General features: G+C 54.1%; 9 protein-coding genes and 1 riboswitch. Of the genes, 5 read left to right on the forward strand and 4 right to left on the reverse strand.

Annotated features, from left to right (window positions below; translation table 11 throughout):
* Nucleotides 1-57: 57 nt before the first annotated feature.
* The 5 genes from QM579_RS06165 to nrdG all read left to right on the forward strand — a co-directional run bounded on the left by QM579_RS06165 (nt 58) and on the right by nrdG (nt 7,692).
* Nucleotides 58-780, forward strand: a complete 723-nt coding sequence (locus QM579_RS06165; protein ID WP_414998298.1) for an ABC transporter ATP-binding protein — start codon at nt 58-60, stop codon at nt 778-780.
* 235 nt (nt 781-1,015) lie between these two features.
* On the forward strand, nt 1,016-3,646 hold the full coding sequence (locus QM579_RS06170; protein WP_414998299.1) for a M16 family metallopeptidase: 2,631 nt from the start codon (nt 1,016-1,018) through the stop codon (nt 3,644-3,646).
* A 629-nt stretch (nt 3,647-4,275) separates the two neighbouring features.
* Nucleotides 4,276-4,459, forward strand: a riboswitch (cobalamin riboswitch).
* Nucleotides 4,460-4,666: 207 nt separating this feature from the next.
* Nucleotides 4,667-6,922 carry an anaerobic ribonucleoside triphosphate reductase gene (locus QM579_RS06175; RefSeq protein ID WP_414998300.1) on the forward strand — a complete coding sequence of 752 codons (2,256 nt, stop codon included), beginning with the start codon at nt 4,667-4,669 and terminating at the stop codon, nt 6,920-6,922.
* A 79-nt stretch (nt 6,923-7,001) separates the two neighbouring features.
* On the forward strand, nt 7,002-7,172 hold the full coding sequence (gene nrdD, locus QM579_RS06180; protein ID WP_183718192.1) for an anaerobic ribonucleoside-triphosphate reductase: 171 nt from the start codon (nt 7,002-7,004) through the stop codon (nt 7,170-7,172).
* Entirely contained in the window at nt 7,165-7,692 is a 528-nt protein-coding gene (gene nrdG, locus QM579_RS06185) for an anaerobic ribonucleoside-triphosphate reductase activating protein (protein ID WP_414998301.1), read from the forward strand. Before nrdD ends, nrdG begins: the two co-directional genes overlap by 8 nt.
* A gap of 218 nt (nt 7,693-7,910) precedes the next feature.
* Here the strand turns inward: nrdG and QM579_RS06190 are convergent, their stop codons facing one another.
* From QM579_RS06190 to QM579_RS06205, 4 genes are all read right to left on the reverse strand, one after another.
* Nucleotides 7,911-8,966 (reverse strand): bacteriohemerythrin, encoded by a 1,056-nt coding sequence (locus tag QM579_RS06190; RefSeq protein ID WP_414998302.1) that lies wholly within the window; start codon nt 8,964-8,966, stop codon nt 7,911-7,913.
* Between the two features lie 209 nt (nt 8,967-9,175).
* A complete protein-coding gene (gene nifS / locus QM579_RS06195) occupies nt 9,176-10,330 on the reverse strand; it encodes a cysteine desulfurase NifS (protein ID WP_414998303.1) in 1,155 nt (384 codons plus the stop codon).
* Between the two features lie 4 nt (nt 10,331-10,334).
* Entirely contained in the window at nt 10,335-11,171 is an 837-nt protein-coding gene (gene nifU / locus QM579_RS06200) for a Fe-S cluster assembly protein NifU (protein WP_414998304.1), read from the reverse strand.
* Nucleotides 11,155-11,572: RrF2 family transcriptional regulator (locus QM579_RS06205; RefSeq protein ID WP_414998305.1), on the reverse strand; the 418-nt coding region annotated here is incomplete at its 5' end. The genes nifU and QM579_RS06205, both read right to left, overlap by 17 nt.

Consider the following 11,572-nt stretch of genomic DNA (forward strand, 5'->3'; position numbering starts at 1 on the left):
TGATGTGCGGCCATACTATTGCCGTGATGGCTGGAAAAATAATGGATATGGTGCAGCATGCTTGAAATTCGTGACCTTCATGTGCGCTACGGCGGCATTCAGGCCGTACAGGGTGTGAGCCTCAAGATACCGCGCGGCAGTATCGTGACGCTCATTGGAGCCAACGGTGCGGGCAAGAGCAGTATCATCCGTTCCATTGCAGGCTTGAACAAAAACGTTACCGGCGAAATCCTGCTGACCAGGCACGAAGGTGAAAACCCTTCATCGCTTATGGGGCTCAAGCCTGAGGATATGGTTCGGCGGGGCATTTCGCTCTCGCCCGAAGGGCGGCGCATTCTGCCCCATCTGACAGTGGAAGAAAACCTGATGCTGGGCGCGTACTCCCGCAGTGACCGCAAGGAAATTGCCGATGACATCGAGTGGGTTTATACGCTTTTTCCGCGCCTCAAAGAGCGCAGCTGGCAGAAGGGCGGCACCCTTTCCGGTGGTGAACAGCAGATGCTGGCCGTTGGCAGGGCGCTTATGAGCCGCCCTGATCTGCTTATGCTCGACGAACCCTCACTGGGGTTGGCCCCTCTGTTGGTGCGTGAGATTTTTGAAATCATCCGGCGCATCAATGCTGACGGCAAAACCGTGCTTCTGGTTGAACAAAACGCCTATGCGGCTCTTTCCGTGGCTCACTATGCCTATATTCTGGAAGTGGGGCGCGTGGTTCTGGAAGGTCCGGGCAAGCAATTGCTGGAAGATCCCAAGGTTAAGGACGCGTATCTGGGCGGCTAGACTGCCTCGTCCCGGTTACGGGAAAAGCCGAAGCGGAGCAGGGCGTCAAGCTGTGTAGTTGATGCCAGCGCGCTTGCTTCGCAGCGCATTGAGAACTATCATTATAAGCGGGGCTGAAAGGTCCCGCTTTTTTTACATCCCTGCAAGGCTTTCCTTCTTGCGGTTCACAGCGAGCCGTGAAAAATGTGGAAAGCCCGACACCAACAGCGGCCAAGGCCGCAGCGCAGGAGGATTCATGCGGCGTTTCTTTTCTTTTGTGGTTCTGAGCCTGATGCTGGCTCTGTCGTCGACAGTTTTGGCGGCCAGCGAAAAAGTTCAGAATGACGACCGGACTATTACACGGCTGCCCAATGGGCTTACAGTCTATATTGTCAAGGATGCGCGTTTTCCCCTGGTAGCCACGCGCCTTTATGTCCGTACCGGTTCAGCCAATGAAAAAGCGGAGCAGGCAGGCATAAGCCACCTGCTGGAGCATATGGTTTTCAAAGGCACGGAACACAGACCCAAGGGCCAGGTCGCCCGTGATGTGGAAGCCCTTGGCGGCTACCTCAACGCGGCCACCAGTTTTGACAAGACCTGGTACATGACTGATATGCCCGCCGCGCACTGGCGCACTGGCATGGATGTGGTGAAGGAAATGGCCTTTCAACCTTCGCTCGATCCCAAGGAACTGGAATCGGAAAAGGAGGTGGTCATCTCCGAACTGGAAGGCGACCAGGATTCTCCCATGAGCAGGTTGTTTGAAAGCCTGCAAACGTCTGCCTTGCAGAATACAGTCTACGGGCGGCCAATAATCGGCTTTAAAGACACCATACGAGCGGTTACGGCAGAAGACCTGCGCGCCTATGTGCGCCATTGGTACCAGCCGCAAAATATGCTGCTTCTCGTAGCGGGCGATGTTGATCCGCAGGCGGTGCTGGCTTACAGTCAAAAGCTTTTTGGCGGTTTGACCAACAGCGGCGATCTGGCTGAAACGCAGCCCATAAGTTTGGCTGATGCCTCTGGCGGCCCCCGTGTGGAGGTCATACACGGCCCCTGGAACAAAGTTTACATGGGCATGGCTTTTCCTGTGCCGGGCCTGCGCGATTTGCGGTCCGTTGACCTTGATGTGCTTTGCTATCTTTTGGGCGGTGACGGCACCTCAGACCTTTACCGCAAGTTCAAGTACGAAAAGCAGATGGTGGACAACATCAGCATGGGCAACATGAGTCTGGCGCGCGCCGGGCTTGTCTATCTGAGCGCGCAGCTTGATGTGGACAAGGTCGAGCCCTTCTGGCGTGAACTGACCAAGGATATGGCCTCGCTCAAGGCAGGGCAGTTCAAGCCTGAAGCCATAACACGCGCCCGGTTCAACCTTGAAGACAATCTGGACCGCGCGGGTGAAACGCTCAACGGGCTGGCCTCCTGGCTTGGCACGGTGCAGTTTGAACTGGGCGGCGAGCAGGCTGAAATGAACCTGCGTTTTGCCCAGCGCAATGTGGACACAGCCCAACTGGCGCAGGCTCTGGAGCAATGGCTTAACCCCCGGCAGGCACGCGTGCGCGTGCTGGCTCCCGAAGGGGCCAAGCTGCCTGATCTTGAGGCCATACTACAGCAGAACTGGCCCGGTTTGGACGGCGACCATGCTCAGAAGGCCCGAGCCATGAAGGCGGGTGAGCGTGAAGTTTTGCAGCTGGGTGCCGGGCGAACCCTCATTCTTTTGCCAGACGCCACTGTTCCGTATGTGGCTATGGATATGATGCTGCCCGGCGGCAATGCTTTGCTCAAACCTGACCAGCAGGGGCTTGCCGGGCTGACAGCCAGGGCTCTCACAACAGGCAGCGGCAAACTGGATGCTCAGGCAATGGAGCGCTTTTTTGCAGACAGGGCGGCGGCCATTGACGCCAGTGCCGGGCTGCAAAGCTTTACCCTGTCCATCACTGGTCCGGCCCGCTTTAACGCAGACTATTTTTCAATGCTGTCTGAAGTGCTGCGCAGTCCACGTTTTGAAGAAAAAGAAATACGCCGGGAGGCAGACAGCATGAAGGCCGCTATCCGCCAACGTGCGGACAGGCCTACGTCCTATCTTTTCTCACGCCTTAACGGGCTTCTCTTCCCCGGTGGACAACCCTACGGGTACGACGGTTTAGGCAGTGTGGAAACGCTGGACCGCCTTACCAATAAGAACGTTCGTGCATTCTGGCAGGAACAGGTGGGGCAGCCGTGGGTGCTTTCCGTGGCTGGCGATTTTGATCGTGAAGCTGTGCTGGCCTTTGCCCGCTCCTTGCCCGCGCCCAAGACAGACATTCCCGCGCCCGGCGCTCCCACCTGGGGGCAAGACAAAAAGCTTGATCTCCACCTGCCCGGACGAAATCAGGCCCACGTGCTTCAGGTTTTCAAAGCTGTGCCAGCGACCCATGCGGATGCTCCGGCCCTCATGCTGCTCCAGTCTGTGCTTTCAGGGCAGAGTGGCCTGCTGTTCAGCCAGATGCGTGATGTGGAAGGGCTCGGCTATACTGTTACAGCCTTTTACCGCAGTATGCCCGAGGCTGGCATGATGGCCTTCTATATTGGCACCACGCCGGATAAGGTCGAGCAGGCCCAGAAGGGTTTTGCCAAAATTATTGGCGACATCATGACAAAGCCTTTGCCCGTACCTCTGCTGGAGGCAGGAGCTAACCGTCTGCTGGGCGCATACTACCGTGACAGGCAGAGCCTTGGATCACGCGCTGCAGACGCCGCCAGCGACGCTTTGCTGGGACGGCCCTTCGATTTTGAGCGACAGCTCATTGAAAAGGCTGCAAAACTGACCCCGGCTCAGGTTCAGGAAGTGGCCAAAAAGTATCTGGACGAGGCCAATGCCTATGACCTGATACTGCTGCCATAACGGGGGCAGCTGAGTATATTGAATGGGAGATCCCCCGGCGTTTGCCGGGGGACCTCTGCGTATCAGGGCTTCAGCATGGTTAGCGCACTTGTGCGCTAACCCCGTGCCCCTCACAATGCAGTGGCGCGGGGTGGCCCCTCCCGGCGTACGGTACGACGGTGAGCTACAGCCATTGGCAGGCAAAAGAACACATATTTTTTGTTAATAAACTAAGCCGGCTATCCCCTATTGAGGCCCTTGAGAAACGGTTTATTTTGCTTGTCAGGAATATTTATTGAAAAAAATACACCTCAAAAAAGTGGCAGTTAGTGCGGATTTCCGGCGCTCGCATCCGCAAATCCGCATTTCCCAAGGGCTTGATCAACCTTGAAATCCTCAGGCCAGTACGCTAGATTGCACTCTGCACCTAGGGAGTCACCAGCCAAACATAACGGGCTGCGGAACTTTCAATGGCGGTTCCGGCAGATGCATCTTGGGCAGAGTACGGCTCGTGCCCATCACTTTTTTGCGGTCTTTTTTTGGCCTTAAAAAAGCTTTATAATAAATTTTCTCAATATAAACTGAACTGTTCCTACGAAGCTAGGAAGCCTTTTTTGCCAACCCTGATTGACACGGTGCAGTTCTTTTGAGATTTTCTAGACATTGAAAGCGCCCTTTGGGGCTTAATAGAGAATCCCGTGAGAAGCGGGAGCGGACCCGCCGCCGTAAGTCGGATAAATGCCACCTTTTTACATGCGCCACTGGGCTGATAGCCTGGGAAGGCCGAAAGATGGTCGACAAGCCGGAAGACCTGCTTTCAAACATAATCAACGACTGCCGGGTATATTCCTGAGCAGATTCAGTATGGGTTGTCGGTACGGGGCCTTTGCCGACCAGTCCATTGCCGGGGAACTACCTGTTCCCGACTACAGGCATGTCTTTGGGTTTCAACCATCGCCCCATATAGGTCATCGGAGTTTTGTTCGTTCGGGTTCCGGACGAGCCTTTGTTCACAGTTGTTACGTTTGGGAGCTTTTCTCCATGCCCGCCAGCATTACCAAGCGCGATGGCACGGCAGTGCCTTTTGATTCTGTCAAGATCCTCAACGCCATTACCAAGGCCAATCAGGCCGTTGGTGGTGAGGATATGTCCCCTACCGATCTTTTATTTGTAACGGAAAAAGTCTGCAGAAAACTGGACGCACGCAAGCTGAAGCACGTTGAAGAAATTCAGGATCTGGTTGAAGAAACACTGATTCAGTACGACTACGCCAAGACTGCCAAAGCTTATATTCTGTACCGCGCCGAGCATACGAAAATTCGCAATGCGGAATCGTATCTCATGGATATTTATAAAAAGCTCACGTATTCCCCGGCCATTCACGAAGATATCAAGCGTGAGAATGCCAATATTGACGGTGATACTGCTATGGGCACCATGCTCAAGTATGGGTCCGAAGGCTCCAAGTACTTCATCGACAACTATATTTTGCCCAAGGATGCTTCGTCAGCCCATATCAATGGCGATATCCACATTCATGACAAAGATTTCTATATGCTCACTGAAACGTGCTGCCAGATAGATCTCATCCCGTTATTCAAAAACGGGTTTTCCACCGGGCACGGCTATCTGCGTGAGCCCAACGCCATTGAAAGCTATTCGGCTCTTGCCTGCATAGCCATTCAGGCCAACCAGAATGAAATGCACGGCGGGCAGAGTGTGCCTCACTTTGATTTCGCTATGGCCGAAGGCGTTATCAAGACGTACCGCAAAGAATACGAGCGGGCCTTTACCGCCTTTGCACGCATTGCAATGCATCTTGAAGCTGCGGACGCTGCTGCCTTTACTGAAAAGCTGCTGGCAAATGTCGACCTGTGCCCGCGTCTTGGCAATATGGAAGAATTTGGCCGTAAGTTAAACGAGGCCGTGCCTGCGGAGCAGAAGAGCATGGCAGCAGATGCCCACGCCTATGCCGCCGAAGAAGCCCTGAAGTACACTGAGCGCCGCTCTTATCAGGCAATGGAAGCTTTTATCCACAACCTGAACACAATGAACTCACGCGCCGGGGCTCAGGTTCCTTTCAGTTCCATCAACTACGGCACTGATACCTCCGCCGAAGGGCGCATGGTGACCAAGAATCTGCTCAAGGCCACCAAAGCTGGCCTTGGCAATGGGGAAACATCTATTTTCCCTGTGCAGATTTTCAAGGTGAAGTCCGGGGTCAACTACAATAAAGAAGACCCCAACTACGACCTTTTCCTTTTGGCTATTGAAGTTTCAGCCATGCGGCTGTTCCCCAACTTCAGCTTTCTGGATGCGCCCTTTAACCTTCAGTACTACAAGCCGGGCGACTATAATTCCGAAGTGGCCTATATGGGCTGCCGCACCCGGGTTCTCGGCAATGTGTACGACAAGGACAGGCAGGTTACCTGCGGGCGCGGCAATCTGAGCTTCACTTCGGTGAACCTTCCGCGGCTGGGGCTTGAAGCCAAGGGCGATGTCAAAAAATTCTTTGCCCTGCTGGATGACAGGATCGACCTGGTATTCCGTCAGCTCATGCACCGGCTCAAGATTCAGAGCACCAAGAAGGTGCGCAACTATCCCTTCCTTATGGGTGAAGGGATCTGGCTTGACTCTGAAAAACTGGGTTGGGACGACTGCATTGAAGAAGTGTTGAAGCACGGTACGCTCAGCATGGGCTTTATTGGTCTGGCTGAAGCACTCATATCGCTGCTTGGCAAACACCACGGCGAAAGCGAAGAGTCACAGAAGCTCGGTCTTGAGATTATCAATCATATGCGCAAGCGCTGCGATGATGAATCGGAAAATACCGGACTCAACTTCTCGCTCATTGCTACCCCTGCGGAAAGCCTCAGCGGTCGCTTTGTCACGCTGGACAAGGCCAAGTTCGGCAGCATTCCCGGTGTTACGGACAAGGATTACTACACCAACTCCTTCCACGTGCCCGTATACTGCCACATCAAGGCTTTCAGAAAAATTGAGATCGAAGCCCCTTATCACGCTATGACCAACGCCGGCCACATTACCTATGTGGAGCTGGATGGAGATACGTGCAAAAATCCGGAGGCTTTTGAAAGCATTATCCGTTTCATGCACGACAATGGCGTTGGGTATGGTTCAGTCAACCATCCGCTTGATCGTGATCCTTTGTGCGGCTATGTGGGCGTTATCAACGGTTGTTGCCCACGTTGCGGACGCAAGGAAGGCGAGGGTATCAGCCCCGAACTTCTTGACGAACTGCGTAAGAAGTATCCGCACATTCCCAAGTGGAGCTAAGTTTATTTGCTGTTACGGCGGCCGCTTCGGCGGCCAGCCCAGAACCTAATACTTATTTTTAAGCTCAAGGAGAAAGTCTATGTTGATGAAGTCGCGTTTGTTTGATGAAGTGAAGCCCGCGCAGAAACTGGTGGGACAGGGCATGACTTTTGAACGTACCCGCCGCATCACCGGTTATCTTGTGGGCACGCTGGACCGCTTCAACAACGCCAAGCGCGCCGAGGAACGCGACCGGGTAAAGCATGCCTGAGGACGCGGCTTCGCAGCCCATGCGTCTGTCCGGCATTGTGGATGAATCCATAGTGGACGGGCCGGGGCTGCGATATGTGCTTTTTACTCAGGGATGTCCGCACCACTGCAAAGGGTGCCACAACCCGCAGACACACAGCTTTGATGGCGGTTTTGTTTTTACGGCAGAAGAGGCACTTAAGCAGTTTGGTGAAAATCCCCTGCTTGCAGGAGTGACGCTTTCAGGTGGTGAACCTTTTGCCCAGGCCGCTCCCCTGTGTGCTGTAGCACAGGGAGTGCGAAGCAGGGGCAAGACTGTAATCACCTACACGGGATATACTTTTGAAGATCTGTGGCAGCGCGCCCAAAATGACCCTTGGACCGCGCGCCTGCTGGAGCTGACAGACCTGCTGATTGACGGGCCCTACTTGGAAGAATTTCGCGATCTGGAATTGCTTTTTCGTGGAAGTTCCAATCAGCGGTTGTTGCACAGGGAAGACCGTGACTCTCTTGCGGCGGAGCTTCAAAAATCCAGCAAATAGTATTGGCCGAGCAATCTGCCAGGTAATATCACTAAAAAAGCCCGCAACAAGCGGGCTTTTTTAGTGATATTCAATCAGTGGAGGCTATGCATCTCATCACGTTTTCGATCTCAGAAAACATTGCTCACCAGACGCGGTTCTAAGGCCACGCATTCTATTTTTTACACCATCTTGTTCAGGCAAAATGCAATGCATCTGTTTTGCCGCAGAGGGAATGATTAATTCCGGTTTTCATTTTTCTTCTGGCCAATGCCGTGGTTCTTTACAACATAGGGTGCAAAGGAAACATCCATTCCCTGTATATGTTCAATGAGCCACTTTTTCAGAAATTCTAGCAAAGCCAGGTCCACATCGGCTCTGCCTTCCAGAAGAGCTTCTCTGAACTGAACAACCTTGTCTTTAAATTTGTGATGTACTTCAATATGTTCTTTGGACATAGGGTAGTCGGTGTGTGCAAAGAAAATTTCTTCTGTATTGAAGTGAGTGAAGGCATACCCTGCCAGCGCATCAAGAATCTCCAGAAGAAGCGCGGGGTCTCTACCTTGGTGCAGCCCGTTGTGCAGCCTGTTAACATAGGAAAGCAGCAGCTTATGCTGGCCGTCAATGACGGGTACGCCCGTGGAATAACTGGCTGACCACTGAAAATATTCTTCCTCTTTTTCAGGCTCCGCGAGCTCCAGAGAGGCGTCGTCGCCACCCAGAAAGGCATTGATCTGGCTCAGATAGTTTTCGCAATATTCCAGTTCTGCGGCGATTTTATCCAACCATTGAGTGGAAAATCCGTCCCATAAAGCAGTCTGGGACAACTCCGGGTGCGCGGTCATAAGCTTTTTTTCTTGTTCAGCCAGATCGGCAGACAGTTTGTGCAGCTTGCGTGCTGCCTCATGCAGACTGTCCTTGGTCATGCTTTGGCCAGACATGGCAATTTTATATTTTTCGTGCCATTCGGCGGCATCCTGCCGGGCCTGCTCCATGTCACGGCGTGTGGCAGCCAGTTCTTTGGCGCGTGCTTCCCCGTGAGAGGCCATCAATTCAGCAAGATAACACAAAGCCCCACAATCAGAGTCGTGGGGCAGATGAAGCGCCCCAGGCTGTTTGAGGCTGTCGCAGATATTCTTAAGAGGTCTGAGCAAACTTCGGTAAAGAAGAAAAAGTCCGCCAAAGCCGCATGTAAGCCCCGCTATGCCTGCAACATAGGATAAGGGCGGATAGAGAAGGAGCCCTGCCGCGCCAATAGCGGGGGCAATGGCCAGAAGAATGAAAAAAGCGGGCATATGGCATCCTTGGGTGATGTCAGTCCATGCCATAGGCGAACTTGCCGGAAGGCACGGGCTTTGGGCATATTCAGAGGGGCGCAGCCAAAGGCAGAGCACATGGTTGCATGGCGGTGCAAAGCCTCGAGAATTGCCCCGCCGTGGCCAAAGATCAACGCCACGGCGGGTATCAGCATATGCAGATGGACAACTGGTCAGGCTGACGCAGTCTAGTCCTTGAAAGGCGAAATGGCTCTGAGGGTTTCAATGACCTGAGGAAAATGTTCGATCACAAAGTCTACATCTTCATCAGTCGTGTACCGGGAAAGGGAAAGGCGAACTGATCCGTGAGCATAGTTGAAGGGCACGCCCATAGCCCTCAGAACGTGTGAAGGTTCAAGGCTGCCCGATGTGCAGGCCGAACCGGAGCTGGCACAGATGCCCAGCCTGTCAAGCATAAGCAGAATAGCTTCGCCTTCGACATTCTTGAACGAGATGTTGGAGGTGTTGGGCAGGCGGTTTTCAATGTCGCCATTTACCATAGAATCAGGGACACGCGCAAGAATGCCTGCTTCCAGCTTGTCGCGCATCAAGGCTACCTGCACGCGCTCTTCCTGCATATGGTCGAGAGCCAGCTGTGCGGCAACGCCCATACCGATGATATAGGGCACGTTTTCTGTCCCGGCCCTGCGCCCGCGCTCTTGATGTCCACCCCGCAGGAAAGGGCGGAACCGCACTCCCTTACGGATGTACAGAGCGCCGATGCCCTTGGGAGCATGCAGCTTGTGGCCGGAAAGAGACAGCATGTCCGCAGGCAGATGGCTGAGGTCGATAGGCGTCTTGCCTACGGCCTGCACGGCATCAGTGTGAAAAAGTATGCCTTTTTCATGCGCCATTTCTGACATGCGCTGAATGGGATAGATGTTTCCGACTTCGTTGTTGGCAAACATGATGGAGACAAGGGCTGTGTCTTCTGACAGAGCCTGGGCGTACTCATCCATGTCGAGCCTGCCCTTGCTGTCCACCCCAAGATAGGTAACGCGATAGCCGTGGCGTTCCCAATGCTGTATTACATTGAGCACAGCAGGGTGTTCCACGCGGGTGGTAATAAGGTGGCGCTTTTCCGGTTGGGTCTGAACAGCCGTCCAGATGGCGGCATTGTCGCTTTCAGACCCGCAGGAGGTAAACAGGATCTCGTCCGGGCTGGCGCCCAGAAGGTTCGCCAGATTTTCCCTGGCCGCTTCTACGGCGTCGCCTACCTGCCCACCAAAGGTGTGCATGCTGGAGGGGTTGCCGTAAAGATCGGTAAGGTAGGGCAGTATGGCGTCACGAACTTCAGGCGCAACAGCCGTGGTGGCATTATTGTCAAGATAGATAGTTTTCATGCCCCTATGCCTCCTCGACCACAATGTCCGGTTCCACATGTTCACGCAGGAGGCGTTGTACCAGATCACGAATGGTCACATCGCTGGACCTGCATTGCGCGCAGCGCCCGCGCAGGGATACCACCACTCGCAGACCATCCACATCCACCAGTTCTATGTCACCGCCGTCAGCGGCAAGAAGGGGGCGAATTTCTTCTTCAATGGTCTTGAGCACCAGCTGCATGCGCTGCACGTTGGTCAGGCGCTGCTTGGGCTTCAGTTCCACAAAAGATGTCTGCTTGAGTTCTGCCGCCAGAATCTCGCCAATTTCATCAAGGCATTCGCCGCAAGCGCCGCCAGCCTTGGTGTAGTTTGTGACTTCTTCAACGGTCTTGAGCCCGTTTTCGCGAATGGCGCGAATGATCTGGGCATCAGTTACGCCGAAACACTTACAGACAAGCTTGCCTTCTTCATGAGCGTGAGGCACCGGGGGTTCGCCCTTCCACTGGCGAATTGCAGCCTCCAAAGCTTCCTGCCCCATGACGGAGCAGTGCATCTTCTGCTTGGGCAGTCCGCCGAGGGAGTTGGCAATGTCCTTGTTGCTGATCTTGAGGGCGTCTTCAACGTGCATGCCCTTGATCATGTCCGTAAGTACGGAACTGGAGGCAATGGCGCTGGCGCAGCCAAAAGTTTCAAAGGTCGCGTCCTCAATAATGCCTTGCTTGCTGATCTTGAGGTAGAGCTTGAGGGCGTCGCCGCAGGCCAGGCTGCCAACTTCGCCAATGGCGTTGGCTCCTTCCAGCGGCCCCACGTTGTGCGGACGGAGAAAATGGTCATGTACGGCTTCAGTGTAGTTCCACATAATTGCCTCCCGAAGCGGAGTGCTTCTCTGTATCTATGATTTCTTGCAGCGTTCTTTGTTGCAAAAAGCTGCGGATATGTCCGTCCAGTTCACTCCAGAAGCCGCGCGTGGAACAATGCTTTTCCCGCAGGCAGGAACGGCCCTTGCTCAAGCAGCGCACTGGAGATATTTCGCCCTCAAGGTGCTGAAAAACTTCTTCCATATTGATATCTGCCGGAGCTTTCGCCAAGGCGTAGCCACCACCAGAACCGCGCACAGCTCTCAGTATGCCCATCGGGCGCAACGCCCGGACAATCTGCTCCAGATAGCCCGAAGAAATGCTTTCTTCGCGAGCCACTTGCCCCAATTGCAAAAGGCTGCCCTGAGGCTGGGCTGCCAGCCGCAATAGAAAACGCAATCCA

The organism is Desulfovibrio sp., from assembly GCF_047607245.1.
Lineage (GTDB): Bacteria > Desulfobacterota > Desulfovibrionia > Desulfovibrionales > Desulfovibrionaceae > Desulfovibrio.

Bases quoted from the DNA above. Each gene is read 5' to 3' on its own strand.
- QM579_RS06165 (WP_414998298.1), top strand. From the start codon at position 58: ATGCTTGAAATTCGTGACCTTCATGTGCGCTACGGCGGCATTCAGGCC.
- QM579_RS06170 (WP_414998299.1), top strand. From the start codon at position 1,016: ATGCGGCGTTTCTTTTCTTTTGTGGTTCTGAGCCTGATGCTGGCTCTG.
- QM579_RS06175 (WP_414998300.1), top strand. From the start codon at position 4,667: ATGCCCGCCAGCATTACCAAGCGCGATGGCACGGCAGTGCCTTTTGAT.
- nrdD (WP_183718192.1), top strand. From the start codon at position 7,002: ATGTTGATGAAGTCGCGTTTGTTTGATGAAGTGAAGCCCGCGCAGAAA.
- nrdG (WP_414998301.1), top strand. From the start codon at position 7,165: ATGCCTGAGGACGCGGCTTCGCAGCCCATGCGTCTGTCCGGCATTGTG.
- QM579_RS06190 (WP_414998302.1), bottom strand. From the start codon at position 8,966: ATGCCCGCTTTTTTCATTCTTCTGGCCATTGCCCCCGCTATTGGCGCG.
- nifS (WP_414998303.1), bottom strand. From the start codon at position 10,330: ATGAAAACTATCTATCTTGACAATAATGCCACCACGGCTGTTGCGCCT.
- nifU (WP_414998304.1), bottom strand. From the start codon at position 11,171: ATGTGGAACTACACTGAAGCCGTACATGACCATTTTCTCCGTCCGCAC.